General features: G+C 63.9%; 14 protein-coding genes. 12 read left to right on the top strand and 2 right to left on the bottom strand.

Annotated elements, in window-relative coordinates; genetic code table 11:
- Window positions 1-28 precede the first annotated feature (28 nt).
- The 6 genes from QTI66_RS20935 to QTI66_RS20910 all read left to right on the top strand — a co-directional run bounded on the left by QTI66_RS20935 (window position 29) and on the right by QTI66_RS20910 (window position 4,745).
- Window positions 29-925 carry a transporter substrate-binding domain-containing protein gene (locus QTI66_RS20935; RefSeq protein ID WP_286561781.1) on the top strand — a complete coding sequence of 299 codons (897 nt, stop codon included), beginning with the start codon at window positions 29-31 and terminating at the stop codon, window positions 923-925.
- Window positions 926-1,012: 87 nt separating this feature from the next.
- Entirely contained in the window at window positions 1,013-1,768 is a 756-nt protein-coding gene (locus QTI66_RS20930; RefSeq protein ID WP_286561780.1) for an amino acid ABC transporter permease, read from the top strand.
- A gap of 1 nt (window position 1,769) precedes the next feature.
- A complete protein-coding gene (locus QTI66_RS20925; protein WP_286561779.1) occupies window positions 1,770-2,441 on the top strand; it encodes an amino acid ABC transporter permease in 672 nt (223 codons plus the stop codon).
- A gap of 46 nt (window positions 2,442-2,487) precedes the next feature.
- The gene (locus QTI66_RS20920; RefSeq protein WP_286561778.1) at window positions 2,488-3,225 is read left to right on the top strand and encodes an amino acid ABC transporter ATP-binding protein; all 738 of its coding nucleotides are present in this window, start codon (window positions 2,488-2,490) and stop codon (window positions 3,223-3,225) included.
- A 157-nt stretch (window positions 3,226-3,382) separates the two neighbouring features.
- Window positions 3,383-4,333 carry an alpha/beta fold hydrolase gene (locus tag QTI66_RS20915; RefSeq protein ID WP_286561777.1) on the top strand — a complete coding sequence of 317 codons (951 nt, stop codon included), beginning with the start codon at window positions 3,383-3,385 and terminating at the stop codon, window positions 4,331-4,333.
- Window positions 4,334-4,346: 13 nt separating this feature from the next.
- The gene (locus tag QTI66_RS20910; protein WP_286561776.1) at window positions 4,347-4,745 is read left to right on the top strand and encodes a hypothetical protein; all 399 of its coding nucleotides are present in this window, start codon (window positions 4,347-4,349) and stop codon (window positions 4,743-4,745) included.
- Between the two features lie 20 nt (window positions 4,746-4,765).
- Here QTI66_RS20910 and QTI66_RS20905 read toward each other — a convergent pair whose 3' ends face one another.
- Window positions 4,766-5,680, bottom strand: a complete 915-nt coding sequence (locus tag QTI66_RS20905) for a LysR family transcriptional regulator (RefSeq protein WP_286561775.1) — start codon at window positions 5,678-5,680, stop codon at window positions 4,766-4,768.
- A 197-nt stretch (window positions 5,681-5,877) separates the two neighbouring features.
- On the opposite strand from QTI66_RS20905, the gene QTI66_RS20900 reads away from it, so the two are divergent.
- From QTI66_RS20900 to QTI66_RS20875, 6 genes are all read left to right on the top strand, one after another.
- Window positions 5,878-6,750 carry an alpha/beta hydrolase gene (locus QTI66_RS20900; RefSeq protein WP_286561774.1) on the top strand — a complete coding sequence of 291 codons (873 nt, stop codon included), beginning with the start codon at window positions 5,878-5,880 and terminating at the stop codon, window positions 6,748-6,750.
- A 151-nt stretch (window positions 6,751-6,901) separates the two neighbouring features.
- Complete coding sequence (locus tag QTI66_RS20895) at window positions 6,902-8,146, top strand: efflux RND transporter periplasmic adaptor subunit (protein ID WP_444815027.1); 1,245 nt, start codon at window positions 6,902-6,904, stop codon at window positions 8,144-8,146.
- Window positions 8,147-8,180: 34 nt separating this feature from the next.
- Complete coding sequence (locus QTI66_RS20890; RefSeq protein ID WP_286561773.1) at window positions 8,181-11,441, top strand: efflux RND transporter permease subunit; 3,261 nt, start codon at window positions 8,181-8,183, stop codon at window positions 11,439-11,441.
- A gap of 36 nt (window positions 11,442-11,477) precedes the next feature.
- A complete protein-coding gene (locus QTI66_RS20885) occupies window positions 11,478-12,929 on the top strand; it encodes an efflux transporter outer membrane subunit (protein ID WP_286561772.1) in 1,452 nt (483 codons plus the stop codon).
- Between the two features lie 96 nt (window positions 12,930-13,025).
- Window positions 13,026-13,280, top strand: a complete 255-nt coding sequence (locus QTI66_RS20880) for an AbrB/MazE/SpoVT family DNA-binding domain-containing protein (protein ID WP_286561771.1) — start codon at window positions 13,026-13,028, stop codon at window positions 13,278-13,280.
- Window positions 13,274-13,594 carry a type II toxin-antitoxin system PemK/MazF family toxin gene (locus QTI66_RS20875; protein WP_286561988.1) on the top strand — a complete coding sequence of 107 codons (321 nt, stop codon included), beginning with the start codon at window positions 13,274-13,276 and terminating at the stop codon, window positions 13,592-13,594. The genes QTI66_RS20880 and QTI66_RS20875 overlap by 7 nt, the downstream gene beginning before the upstream one ends.
- 50 nt (window positions 13,595-13,644) lie before the next feature.
- On the opposite strand, the gene QTI66_RS20870 is transcribed toward QTI66_RS20875, so the two are convergent.
- Window positions 13,645-14,685, bottom strand: a complete 1,041-nt coding sequence (locus QTI66_RS20870) for a DctP family TRAP transporter solute-binding subunit (protein ID WP_286561770.1) — start codon at window positions 14,683-14,685, stop codon at window positions 13,645-13,647.
- Window positions 14,686-14,708 lie beyond the last annotated feature (23 nt).

The raw sequence follows: 14,708 nt of genomic DNA, 5'->3' as shown, positions 1-14,708 counted from the left end.
TTCTGTTAGTTAATTCAGGAGTTTTCGCATGAAGAAGCAAGTTTTTGCACTGGCCATCGCAGCGCTCGCCGCTGGCGGCGCGTTCGCGCAAGCCACCGACACGCTGGCCAAGATCAAGGCCAGTGGAGCCATCAGCCTCGGGGTGCGTGACTCCTCCGCGCTCTCTTTCACGCTGGGCAACGGCAAGTACGCCGGTTTCCACACCGAGATGGCTGAACGCATCATCGACGACCTGTCGAAGACCGCCGGCAAGAAGCTCGCCATCACCTACACCCCGGTGACTTCGCAAAACCGCATTCCGCTGGTGCAAAACGGCACCGTGGACCTCGAGTGCGGCTCGACCACCAACAACGCCACGCGCCAGAAGGACGTCGACTTCGCCTACACCACCTATGTGGAAGTGGTGCGCATCGCCGTCAAGGCCGACTCGGGCATCAAGGACCTGAAGGACCTGAACGGTAAGACCGTGGCGACCACCACCGGCACCACCTCGGTCCAGACGCTGCGCAAGAACGAGCGCGCCCAGGGCATCGACTTCAAGGAAGTCATGGGCAAGGACCACGCCGACAGCTTCCTGCTGCTCGAGTCGGGCCGCGCCGACGCTTTCGTGATGGATGGCTCCATCCTGGCGGCCAACATTTCCAAGGCCAAGGATCCCAAGGGCTTCAAGCTCGTCGGCCCGGAACTGTCGGTCGAACCCATCGCCTGCATGCTGCGCAAGGACGACGCTGCCTTCAAGAAGGCCGTGGACGACTCCATCGCACGCCAGATCAAGGACGGCTCGCTGGCCAAGCTGTATGACAAGTGGTTCATGCAGCCGATCCCGCCGACCAACCAAGCGCTCAACCTGCCGTTGTCGGATGCCACCAAGGCGGCTTGGGCCTCTCCGAACAACAAGCCGATGGAAGACTACGTCAAGAAATAATCCGCATGGATGAACGACAAACGCCCGCCCCTTGTGGCGGGCGTTTGTTTTATCGACAACAACACAACAAATCGCGAGGAGTCGCCCATGGCATGGGATTGGCAGGTTTTCTGCAAAGACACGATCGACGGTGACCTGGTGCCGGGCTGCTTTGGCTCCGGCGGCACCTACACCTATCTCAACTGGATGATGTCGGCCTGGGGCTGGACGGTGTCGGTGTCGCTGTGCGCACTGGCGATCGCCCTGATCGTGGGTTCGCTCATCGGCATCATCCGAACGCTGCCCGACAGCCCCTGGCTCGTGCGCCTGGGCAACGTGTGGGTGGAAATTTTCCGGAACGTGCCGCTGCTGGTGCAGATTTTTCTCTGGTACCACGTGGTGCCCGCCATCTTCCCGGTGATGCGCGACTTTCCGCCCTTCGTGCTGGTGGTCATTGCGCTCGGGCTCTTCACTTCGGCGCGTATTGCCGAGCAACTTCGCTCGGGCATCCAGGCGCTGCCCAAGGGCCAGCGCTACGCGGGCATGGCGGTGGGCTTCACGACGCTGCAGTACTACCGCTACGTCATCCTGCCGATGGCCTACCGCATCATCCTGCCGCCGCTCACCAGCGAATCGATGAACATCTTCAAGAATTCGTCGGTGGCGTTTGCGGTGTCGATTGCCGAACTCACGCAGTTCTACCTGCAGGCTGGCGAGGAGACGGCGCGCAACATGGAAATCTACATCGGCGTGGTGCTGCTCTACATCTTCTCGGCCATGGTGATCAACCGGATCATGGCCTACATCGAGAAGAAGGTGCGCGTGCCGGGCTTCGTGGCTGCTGGCGGAATGGGAGGCCACTGACATGAACCTCAATCTCGACTTCACGTTCTACAACTGGGACGTCGTCAGCGCCTTCATCCTGAAGGGCTTTTACTTCAGCGTGTTCCTGACGGTGGTCGCAACGCTGGGCGGCGTGCTCTTCGGCACGATCCTGGCGCTGATGCGCCTGTCGGGCAAGAAGTGGTTGGACATGCCGGCCGCCATCTACGTCAACGGCATGCGCAGCATTCCGCTGGTGATGGTGATTTTGGGCTTCTTCCTGCTGGTGCCCTTCATCATCGGCCGGCCGATTGGCGCGGAGGTGTCGGCCATCATCACCTTCGTGGCATTCGAGGCGGCCTACTTCAGCGAGATCATGCGGGCGGGCATCCAGTCGATTCCGCGCGGGCAGGTCTACGCGGGGCAGGCGATGGGCATGACCTACGGCCAGCAGATGAAGCTGGTGATCCTGCCGCAGGCGTTTCGCAACATGCTGCCGGTGCTGCTGACGCAGACCATCATCCTGTTCCAGGACACTTCGCTGGTGTATGCGATTGGCGCCTATGACCTGCTCAAGGGCTTCGAGACGGCGGGCAAGAATTTCGGCCGTCCGGTGGAGTCTTATTTGCTGGCCGCGGTCGTCTACTTCATCCTTTGCTACACGCTGTCCTACCTGGTCAAGATGTTGCACAAGAAGATCGCCATCATTCGATGAACGACTTCGAATCGAATAAATCTGGTACTCGCACTGGAGTTGAAAAATGATTGAAATCAAGAACGTTTCCAAGTGGTATGGCTCGGTCCAGGTGCTCAACGACTGTTCGGTGAGCATCGCCAAGGGCGACGTGGTGGTGGTGTGCGGGCCGTCGGGCTCGGGCAAGTCCACGCTCATCAAGACGGTGAACGCGCTGGAGCCTTTCCAGAAGGGCGAGATCACCGTCAACGGCATTGCGCTGCACGACCCCAAGACCAACCTGCCGCTGCTGCGCTCCAAGGTCGGCATGGTGTTCCAGCACTTCGAGCTGTTCCCGCACCTGTCGGTGACGGAAAACCTCACGATCGCGCAGATCAAGGTGCTGGGCCGCAGCCCGGACGAAGCCAAGACGCGTGGCCTGAAGATGCTGGACCGCGTGGGCCTGATGGCGCACAAGGACAAGTTCCCCGGCCAGCTGTCGGGCGGCCAGCAGCAGCGCGTGGCGATTGCGCGTGCGCTGAGCATGGACCCGATCGTGATGTTATTCGATGAGCCCACCTCGGCGCTCGACCCCGAGATGGTCGGCGAAGTGCTGGACGTGATGGTGGCGCTGGCCAAGGAAGGCATGACGATGATGGTCGTCACGCATGAAATGGGCTTTGCGCGCAAGGTGGCCAGCCGCGTGATCTTCATCGACGTGGGTGGGCGGATTCTGGAAGACTGCTCGAAGGAGGAGTTCTTTGCGCATCCGGAAAATCGGCAGGCGCGGACGAAGGACTTCTTGAACAAGATCCTGGCGCACTGAGCGATATTTCGCCCCGCACCGAGCCCCGCAACGCGGGGCTTTTTCATGTCGGCGCCATGGCGAAGGGTGTGCAATTCGTGTCGGTCGAAACACGATGCCATCGGGCAGGGCAGGCCTCGCGCAATACTGGCGGGGTTTGAAATGCTGGAAAAAATCGATGGGTCTCTTCAAGTCGCTTGCGTTCGCCGCCTGCCTTTTGCTCGCCCTGCCGGGCGTCGGCACCGCACAAGTCTGGGCACCGGATCGTCCGGTCGATACGCTCAAGGCGCGCTGGGCGCCGCCGCCTTCGCAATTCGTGGCCATCGAGGGCATGGATGTGCACTTGCGCGACGAAGGCCCGCGCGATGATCCGCAACCCATCGTCCTGATCCACGGTACGTCCGCGAGCCTGCACACCTGGGATGGCTGGGTCGATGTGCTCAAGGCCAGGCATCGCGTGGTGCGCATGGACTTGCCTGCCTTCGGCCTGACCGGCCCCGCGCCCGATGCCGACTATTCGCTGCCGCGCTACGCCCGCTTCGTGGTCGATGTGCTCGACCAATTGGCGATCAAGCAAGCCGTGCTGGCCGGCAATTCGCTCGGCGGTGCGGTCGCGTGGAAGACGGCCGTGGACTTTCCTGCGCGTGTGAGCAAGCTGGTGCTGGTGGATGCAGGAGGCTATCCCTATGAATCGCAATCGGTGCCGCTGGGCTTTCGATTGGCGGGCATTCCGATGCTGGCACCGGTGATGCGCAACCTGTTGCCGCGCGGAATGATCGAATCGAGTGTGCGCAATGTGTATGGCGATCCGGACAAGGTCACGCCCGAACTGGTCGATCGCTATTACGAACTCACCTTGCGCGCGGGCAATCGCCAGGCGCTGGTCGAACGCTTCCGGACGCTGAAGGGGGAGAACTACTCCGCCCAGATCGCGCAGATCAAGCAGCCGACGCTCATCTTGTGGGGCGCTTTGGATCGATTGATCCCTCCGGCGCAGGCGCAGTATTTCGCGCGGGACATTGCGGGGAGCCGGGTCCAGGTGTTTGATGGCTTGGGCCATATTCCGCAGGAAGAAGATCCGGCGCGGACGGTGAAGGCTGTTGAGGTGTTTATGGAGAGCGGAGTTTGAGGCTGTAAAGGGAATGCACTTCGAATCAATTTTCAGGCTGTTGGCGCTTATCGTCATTTTCACGATGGCGATGATCGCGAACGCTGCATGTCGGCTGCCCGCCCCTGACGGTGGAGTGACCAACCCGAGCCCGCCAAATCTAGTTGGCACCATAACGGCATCGAAGATTTCCACCATCACACTCAAAACATCGAGCGGCCAAATCAAGCGAGTGAGGCCACCTCAGTCGGGTGTCTATTACACGGCTTTTGGTGGCGACGACAAAATAAACAGCCTGCGAAAGGGGTTGGTGGCGCGGGTGTGGTTCGTCGATTGCCGGGCATCAACAGAGGGCGTGCTGCCGACCGCGAAGTACTTGGAAGTCTATTCAAATGATCCCTTGGACCGCCCGCCCGCCGACTATTGGCAGTGACGCCAAGGCTGTGCGGTTTTTCAGGACCTCTGCAAATTCGGATGCCCCGCATACAACTCCGCCGCCCAATCCACAAACGCCCGCACCTTCGGACTCAAATGCCGATTCGGCGGATACACAACATAAACCGGCAGCGGATCGCGCGACCAATCCGGCAGCACTTCCACCAGTTCGCCGCTTTCAAGATACGGCGCCGCCTGGAAAGTCACGCACTGCGAGATCCCGAACCCCGCCAGCACAGCAGCCAAGTGCGCGTTGCTCTCGTTCACCGACACCCGGTAGTTCACGGACAACTCAACATGCTCCCCATCCTTGTTGAACTCGTGCGGGTAGTTGCGCCGCGAGTGGGCGCCGAAGAAGCCAACGACGTGGTGCCGCTTGTCCAGCTCGCGCGGATGCGCGGGCATGCCGTAGCGCTTGATGTACGACGGCGACGCCACCGTCGTGAAAGGCAGGTTGCCGATGCGCCGCGCCACCAGTGATTGGTCGGCCAGGTCGCCGGCGCGAATCACGCAATCGACGTTCTCGCCAATCAAATCCACCGGCCGGTCGGTCACGCCCAGATCGAGCTGGATGTCCGGGTACTGGTCGCAAAAGGACTGGAGCGCCGGAATGATGATGAGCTTGGCCGTCGAGGAGCCAACGTCCACGCGCAGCCGCCCCTTGGGACTGGCCTGCGCATTGGTCATGCTCGACTCCAGGTCGTCGAAGTCATTGAGCAATCGCGCCGCGCGCTCGTAGTACGCGGCGCCGTCCGGCGTCACGGTGACTCGGCGCGTGGTCCGGTTCAACAGCTTCGCCTGCACCCGCTCCTCCAGCGACTGGATTTGCTTGGTGACCGTGCCCTTGGGCAGGTCGAGCGACTCGGCGGCCCGGGTGAAATTGCCGGCTTCGACGACGCGAACAAAGGCACGCATCGCGTGGATGGGGTCCATGGATCTCAACTCCTCGTGCCCGGGTATACCCCGGGGGAGCGGGATTCTCACACGCAAGAAACCCGCGATTGTTCGCTCCTTGGAAACAGAGTGGGCTGTTCGGGCCTGTTTCCTTGGCGGCGATGCGTCCTAATATTCAACCATCGCACCATTTCCACATCGCACTGTTTGCAATTACCCTTCGCAGGTACGCCCCTATGTCACCCCGTCCGTCCCAGCCCGCCGCCAACGCTGAAGAAGAAGCAGCGTCCAGCGGCATCGCGGAATGCGACATCACGATTGATTTGCCCAAGCGTGATGCGGTGAAGGCGCGCATCTACGGGGAGCGGTCGGGTGCTGCCAATGCACCGCTGATCCTGCATTTCCACGGCGGGACCTTTGCCTGCGGCGAACTCGACGACGGTCGCATGGTGGCCACCCTCTTGGCGGACGCCGGCGCGCTGGTGGTGTCGCTGGCGTATCCGCTGGCACCGCAGAACCCCTTCCCCGGCGCCATCGAAGTGGGCTTCGATGTGCTGGAGTGGCTCTACAAGAACCGGGTCAAACTGGCCGGCAAGGGCGCCCGCGTCTTCCTGGCGGGCGAAGAGGCGGGCGGCAACCTCGCAGCAGCCGTGGCGATGATCGCCCGCGACCGGGGCCATCCGCCCATTGCAGGGCAGATCCTGCTGTCGCCGATGCTTGACCCCTGCACCGGCACCGCGTCGCTGCGCAAGGCGACCGACGACGGCACGCAGTGCAAATGGGCGACGGGCTGGGCCAAATACCTCGGGCGGCCCAAGGATGCGCTGCATCCCTATGCCGTGCCCAGCGCATCGCTTCGGCTCAGCCAACTGGCGCCCACGCTGGTTCTGGTCGGGCAGGACGATGCGATGCGCGACGAGGCCATGACCTATGCCGGCCGCTTGAGGCAGGCCGGCAACGAGGTCTCGAGCATCGTGCTGCCGCCGGCATCGCAGTGGGCCGAATCGCTGTCGCAGGGCGCGAGCGGTGAGTGTCCTTGCGCCGTGACGGTAAAGCAGCACTTCCGCGAGTTTTTCAGCGCGGCCACACCGCCGCCCGCGACGAGTTAAGCGCTGACGTTCCAGCTGGCAACTGTTGCCAGCCAACGCTTTCCCCGCCGACGGAGACCTCGGCCTTTCCAGAAGAAAACAACGCTTTCTGGCGCTACCCGCGCCGGATGGCCCCTTGCATCCCGAAATTGACCCAAAAGGAAGAATCATCATGACCAAGCAACAGATTTCCTCCGCAGCACGCAAGGGCCTGTGGCCCACGTTGACGGGTTTGACGGCCGTGCTGGCGATTGCGTCTGCGGTGTTCGGACTGAACACGCTGAAGGCCGAGGCCAGCAGCCCGCCGCCCGCGCCGCAAGCCACGCCCGTCTCCGTTGCCACGGTGGCCACCACCGACATCACCGCATGGGACGAGTTCTCGGGCCGCCTCGAAGCGGTCGAGCGCGTCGATGTGCGCTCCCGCGTGGCAGGCGCCGTGCAGGCCGTGCATTTCGAAGAAGGCTCATTGGTGAAGCAGGGCCAGTTGCTCATCACCATCGACCCTGCGCCCTACGCCGCGGAAGTGGATCGCGCCGAAGCGCAGGTTGCTGCCGCGCAGGCCCGCGTGTCGCAAGCCACGAGCGAGCATGTGCGTGCCACGCGCCTTTGGGACGAGCAAGCCATCGCGCAACGTGAACTCGACGAGCGCGGCAATGCCAAGCGCGAAGCGGAAGCCAACCTGCGCGCCGCGCAAGCTGCGTTGCAAACGGCACGGCTGAGCCTGGGCTACACGCAGGTTCGCGCTCCCGTTTCCGGGCGCATCGGCAAGTTCGAGGTGACGGTCGGCAACCTCGTCGCCGCCGGTCCCGGCGCACCGGTGCTGACCACGCTGGTGTCGGTGAGCCCGATCTACGCGAGCTTTGACGTGGATGAAAACGTGATCGGACGCGCCCTCAAGGACATGCCCGGCGGTTCCAGCGCCCGTGCGTTGATCGGCAAGATTCCCGTGCAGATGGGCACGGCCGCGAGCAATGGCACGCCTTTCGAAGGTCGCCTGCAACTCATCGACAACCAGGTGGACGCGCGCAGCGGAACGGTGCGCGTGCGCGCCGCCTTCGACAACAAGGACGGCGAGTTGATCCCCGGCCAGTTCGCGCGCATCCGCATGGGCCAGGCCAAGAGCAGCAACGTGATGCTGGTGAGCGAGCGCGCCATCGGCACCGACCAGAGCAAGAAGTTCGTGATGGTGGTGAACGGCGACAACAAGACCGAGTACCGCGAGGTCACGCTCGGCGCGCCGGCCAATGGCCTGCGCATCGTCGCCAGCGGCCTGAAGGCAGGCGAGAACGTCGTGGTCAATGGCTTGCAGCACGTGCGCCCGGGTGCGCTGGTGGCGCCGCAGGTGGTGCCCATGGATGCGACCGCGCAGTCGCCGGCCGCGACGCCGGCGGCGAGCAAGGTCGCGTCGAACACCTGATATGAGCGCCTTGCGCGCCTGAAGAAAGCTCATCATGAATCTATCGAAGTTCTTCATCGACCGGCCGATCTTTGCCGGCGTGCTGTCGGTGTTGATGCTCATCGCCGGCCTGATCGCGCTGCGCGGGCTGCCGATCTCGGAATATCCCGACGTCGCGCCGCCCTCGGTGGTCGTGCGCGCGCAGTACCCCGGCGCGAATCCGAAGGTGATCGCGGAGACCGTGGCGACGCCGCTGGAAGAGTCGATCAACGGCGTCGAAGGCATGCTCTACATGGGCAGCCAGGCGACGACCGATGGCGTGATGACGCTCACCGTCACCTTCAAGCTCGGCACCGATCCGGACAAGGCCCAGCAACTCGTGCAGAACCGCGTGTCGCAAGCCGAGCCACGGCTGCCGGAAGAGGTGCGGCGGCTGGGCATCACCACCGTCAAGAGTTCGCCGGACATCACGATGGTGGTGCATCTGGTGTCGCCCAACGGCCGCTATGACATCGACTACCTGCGCAACTACGCGGTGCTCAACGTCAAGGACCAACTGGCGCGCATCCAGGGCGTGGGGCAGGTGCAGATCTGGGGTGGCGGCGAGTACGCGATGCGTGTCTGGCTCGATCCGCAGAAGGTGGCGCAGCGTGGGCTTTCAGCGAGCGATGTAGTGGCTGCCGTGCGTGGCGAGAACGTGCAGGCTGCGGCCGGCGCTGTCGGTGCATCGCCGGGCTTGCCGGGCGTGGACGTGCAACTGTCCATCAACGCGCAAGGTCGCCTGCAAAGCAAGGAAGAGTTCGGCGACATCATCGTCAAGACCGGCAGCGATGGCGCCGTGACCCGCCTGCGCGACATCGCGCGGCTGGAACTCGGCGCGGCCGATTACTCGCTGCGCTCGCTGCTCAACAACGATTCGGCCGTCGGCATCGGCGTGTTCCAGTCGCCGGGCTCCAATGCGCTTGAGATCTCCTCTCAGGTGCGCAAGGCGATGACCGAGTTGCAGAAGAACATGCCCGAAGGCGTGGAGTACCGCATCGCCTATGACCCGACGCAGTTCGTGCGCGCGTCGATCGAGTCGGTGATCCACACGCTGCTCGAAGCGATTGCGCTTGTTGTACTGGTGGTGATCCTGTTCCTGCAGACGTGGCGTGCTTCGATCATCCCGCTGCTGGCGGTGCCGATCTCGGTCATCGGAACCTTTGCGGTGCTGCATGTGCTGGGCTTCTCGATCAATGCGCTGAGCCTGTTCGGGCTGGTGCTTGCCATCGGGATCGTGGTGGACGATGCCATCGTGGTGGTGGAGAACGTGGAGCGCAACATCGAGGCGGGGCTGAGTCCGCGCGACGCGACTTACAGGGCGATGCGCGAGGTGTCCGGTCCCATCGTCGCCATTGCGCTGGTGCTGGTCGCGGTGTTCGTGCCGCTGGCTTTCATCACCGGGCTCACGGGCCAGTTCTACAAGCAGTTCGCGGTGACGATCGCGATCTCAACGGTGATCTCGGCGATCAATTCGCTGACGCTGTCGCCCGCACTCGCTGCATTGCTGTTGCGCAGCCACGATGCGCCCAAGGACGCCCTGACGCGCGGCATGGACCGCGCCTTCGGCTGGCTTTTCCGCGGCTTCAACAAGCTCTTCAGCCGCGGCTCGAATGCCTACAGCGGCGGCGTTAAGCGCGTCATCTCGCGCAAAACGCTGATGCTGGTGATCTACCTGGCGCTCGTCGGCGTGACCTTCGGCCTCTTCAAGGCGGTGCCCAGCGGCTTCGTGCCAGGGCAGGACAAGCAATATTTGATCGGCTTCGCGCAACTGCCCGATGGCGCCACGCTCGACCGTACCGATGAGGTGATCCGCCGCATGGGCAAGATCATGGAGCAGAACCCGAACGTGGAAGGCACGCTGGCCTTCCCGGGCCTGTCGATCAACGGCTTCACCAACAGCTCCAACTCCGGCATCGTGTTCGCGATGCTCAAGCCCTTCGAGGAGCGCAAGCGCAAGGACCAGAGCGGTGGCGCCGTCGCGGGCCAGTTGAACCAGCAGTTCGCGGGCATCCAGGACGCTTTCATCGTCATGTTCCCGCCGCCGCCGGTGGCGGGCGTGGGCACCACGGGCGGCTTCAAGCTGCAACTGGAAGACCGCGGATCGGTCGGCTACGACGGCATGGACGCGGCCGTGCAGGCCTTCATGAACAAGGCGCGGCAGGCGCCGGAGCTCACCGGCATGTTCAGCAGCTGGCAGGTCAACGTGCCGCAGCTCTATGCCGACATCGACCGCACCAAGGCGCGCCAGCTCGGCGTGCCGGTGACGGACATCTTCGACACCATGCAGATCTACCTCGGCAGCCTGTACGCGAACGACTTCAACCAGTTCGGCCGCACCTACAGCGTGCGCGTGCAGGCCGATGCGCCGTACCGTGCGCGGGCTGAGGACATCGGCTTGTTGAAGGTGCGCTCGACCTCGGGCGAGATGGTGCCGCTGTCGGCGCTGATGAAGGTCAATGCCACCTTCGGGCCGGAACGCGCGATGCGCTACAACGGCTACCTCGCAGCCGACATCAACGGCGGGGCCGCACCGGGCTATTCGTCCGGCGAAGCGCAGGACGCGATCGAGCGCATCGCCGCCGAGACGCTGCCCAAGGGCGTGAGCTTCGAGTGGACCGACCTGACGTACCAGGAGATCCTCGCGGGCAACTCTGCGATCCTCGTGTTCCCGATCGCAATCCTGCTGGTGTTCCTGGTGCTGGCCGCGCTGTACGAGAGCCTGACGCTGCCGCTGTCGATCATCCTGATCGTGCCGATGGGCCTGCTCGCTGCGATGACGGGCGTGTGGATCTCGGATGGGGACAACAACGTCTTCACGCAGATCGGGCTGATCGTACTGGTCGGGCTGAGTGCGAAGAACGCGATCCTGATCGTGGAGTTTGCGCGGGAGCTGGAGTTTGCAGGGCGCACACCGATGCAGGCGGCGATCGAGGCCAGCCGGTTGCGTCTGCGGCCGATCCTGATGACCTCGCTGGCCTTCGTGATGGGTGTGCTGCCGCTCGTGCTTGCGACCGGCGCGGGCTCCGAGATGCGCAGCGCGATGGGCGTGGCGGTGTTCGCCGGAATGATTGGCGTGACGGCCTTCGGCCTGTTCCTGACGCCAGTGTTCTACGTGGCACTGCGCGCGCTCACGGGCAACAAGCCGCTGAAGCTGCATGGCGAAGTGCCGCACGGCGAGGACTTCGCGCATGCCCCCACGCCAACGCTGCCTGCCGCTTCGGGTGGCGGCTCGCTGCGCCCGCTGCCTGCCGCGCCGCGCGGTCCCAATGAATGAGCGTGTTCGCAAGACGACGCGCAATGGAGTGAAGCCATGAACAAGAATGTCCTTTCATCCGGCGGCCTGCGCCGCTGGGCCTGGTTGCCGCTGGTGGCCGCACTGGTGCTCGCCGGCTGTGCCACGCCGCCTTCCGCTGACTTGAACCTGGCAACGCCAGCGCAGTTCAAGGAGCAGCAGGCGAGCGCAGTTCGAACGAATGCGCCAGTGCCGGCGGACGCGCGCTGGTGGAGCGTCTTCAACGACCCGGTGCTCGACGGGCTGATCGAGCGCGCAGTGGTCAACAACACCGACATCCAGCAGGCGGCGGCGCGGCTCGCAGCGGCCCGCGCAATTGCGCGCACGGTCGATTCGGATCGCTCGGTGCAGGTCGGGCTCGGCGCTGCAGGCTCGCGCGGTGCCGGCGTGGACAAGGTGCAGAGCACACGTCCGGCCAATCTCTTCACGGCCGGCTTGGGCGTGTCCTATGAAGTCGACCTGTTCGGCCGCTTGGCTGGCGCGAGCAAGGCCGCCTCGCTCGATGCGCAATCGCGCGAGGCCTTGCTGCAAAGCGCACGACTGCTCGTGCAGGCCGAGGTCGCGCAGACCTATCTCGGCGTGCGCGCACTCGACGCGGAGCGCCAGATCATGCGGGACACCGTTGCCGCGTACCGCAACACGCTGGACCTGACCGAGCGACGCCAGCGGGCCGGCGATCTCGGGGAGCTCGATGTCGTGCGCGTCCGCACCGAGTTGGCGTCGACGGAGTCCGAAGCGCTCGCAGTTGATCGCCAACGCGCGCTGCTTGAACATGCGCTCGCCGTCGTGGTGGGCGATGTCGCCTCCGACTTCAGCCTGCAAGCGCAAGACTGGCAGACCGCCTTGCCAGCCATTCCTGCTGGCATGCCGTCGACGATGCTCGAACGCCGCCCCGACGTGCTCGCTGCGCAAAAGACCGTGTTGGCCGCGCAGGCGCGGGTCGGCGTTGCGCAGACCGCGTGGTTCCCCACCATCTCGCTGACGGGTTCGGGCGGCTATGCATCGACGGACCTCAGCGACCTCTTGCAATGGTCCGCGCGCTCATGGGGCATCGGTGCCTTGCTCTCGCTTCCGCTGCTCGACGGCGGACGCCGCGAAGCCGGCGTGCAAGGGGCCAATGCCGAGTTCGATGGCGCGATGGCGAGCTATCGCGCGCAAGTGCTGGTTGCGTTCAAGGAAGTGGAAGACCAGTTGGCGGCATTGCGCCTGTTGGCCGAACAGTCGCAGGTACAGGACTTGGCTGTAGCGTCGGCGGTGCGCGCGACGGTGCTGTCGGATTCACGCTATCGCAATGGCGTGATCAGCCAACTCGATCTGCTGGACGCGCGGCGCAGTGAGTTGCGCAACCGGCGTCAGGCTTTGCTCGTGAAGTCGCTGCAATACCAGGCGACGGTTGGGCTGGTGCGCGCACTCGGTGGCGGCTGGGAGGCGGACAAGGTCGCGGCGAACACTCAATCAACGCGAATGTAGTCGTTGCCGCACCAAGGGGCTGCATGGAACCGCTGCAAGTCCCGGTGATCGACTCAGGGTATCTGAAGGAATAGCATTGTTGCAACGGGAGATATCGTGCGAGTCACCATCAAGCCATTCGGGAACAGCAAAGGCGTTGTTCTTCCCAAACTCGTGCTCGCGCAAGCAGGGCTCGATGACGAAGCCGCGGCAGAAATGACCGTGGAAGACGGTGCGATCGTCTTGCGAAAGGCGGTGCGGCCCGCTCGCGCAGGCTGGGCCGAGGCTGCGCAAGCGCTGGCGGCCAACGGCGATGACGAACTGGTGATGGGTGAGTTCGGCAACGCTGGTGATTCGGAGCTCACCTGGTGAAGCGCGTTGGGATCTGGCTCGCCAATCCTGACCCCACCGTCGGCAGCGAAATCAAGAAGTCACGTCCTTGCGTCGTGGTTTCGCCGGCTGAGCTGAATGATCACCTGCGCACCGTGATCGTTGCGCCCATGACTTCCAAGGGGTTCGCGGCGCCATTCCGTGTCGCGGTGACGCACGGCGGGACCAGGGGCTTGATCTTGTTGGACCAGGTACGGACCGTTGACAAGGTCCGCCTGGCAAAGCGGCTCGGAGCCGTTTCGCCGAAATCCCTGGCGGCGACGCTCACGACATTGCAAGAAGTCTTCGCTGAGTGAAAACAGGAAAGCCCCGGAAATCCGGGGCTTTTTGGGTGGCGCTGATTGGCCTACTTCGCCCGCGTGGCAATCGCCTTCTCAGCCTTCGCCACCAGATCGCTGCCGATCTGCGACTTCCACTTGTCATACACCGGACGCGTTGCCTTCACGAAAGCATCGCGTTCGGCCGGCGAGAGCTGCGTGATCGTCACGCCCAGACCCGCAATCTCCTTGAGCAGCGGCTGACCCGGCTCGGCCAGGCCCTTGCGAGCAATCGCGATCTCCTGCTTGCCGGCATCGATGGCGGCCTGCCGCACGATGGCCTGGTCCGCCGGCGTCCACGACGCCCACACTTCCTTGTTGACCACGAAGATCAGCGGATCGGCCACGTAGCCCCACATCGTCACGTTCTTCTGCCCGACGGTGTGCAGCTTGGCCGCGGTGTAGATCGACATCGGGTTCTCTTGCCCATCCACCGCGCCGCTGGCAAAGGCCGGCTGCGCGTCGGCCCAGCTCATCTGCGTGGGGTTGGCGCCCAGCGTGGTGAAGGTGTCGACGAACAGGGGCGAGCCCACGACGCGGATCTTCAGGCCCTTGAGATCGTCCGGCGTCTTGATCGGGCGCTTGGAGTTCGTGATCTCGCGATAGCCGTTCTCGCCCCAGGCCAGCGGCACCACGCCCGCCTTGTCCAGCGTGGCGAAGATGGTCTTGCCGACTTCACCCTGCGTGAGCGCATCGACGGCCGCGTAGTCGGGCATCAGGAAGGGCAGCGAGAACAGGTTCAGCTGTTTGACCTGCGGCGACCAGTTGATGGTCGAACCGATGGCCATGTCGATCACGCCCTGGCGCAGTGCGCTGAACTCGCGCGTCTGGTCGCCCTGGATCAGCGAGACGCCCGGGTACAGCTTGATGTTGATGCGGCCCTGCGTGCGCTCGCGCACCAGGTTCGCCCAGATCTCGCCGCCCTTGCCCCAGGGGAAGGCGGTGCCGACGACCAGCGACATCTTGTATTCGGGCTTGTAGTTGGTCGCTTGCGCCGGTGCCACCGTCGAGAAGGTGGTGAGTGCGGTGGCCACGGCCAGCAGGCCGAGCAGTTTGCGGCGAAATTTCATGACGTCAGTCTCCTTTTGAATAA

Source organism: Variovorax brevis, from assembly GCF_030317105.1.
Taxonomy (GTDB): domain Bacteria; phylum Pseudomonadota; class Gammaproteobacteria; order Burkholderiales; family Burkholderiaceae_C; genus Variovorax; species Variovorax brevis.
This window is presented reverse-complemented; position numbering and strand designations above follow the sequence as displayed.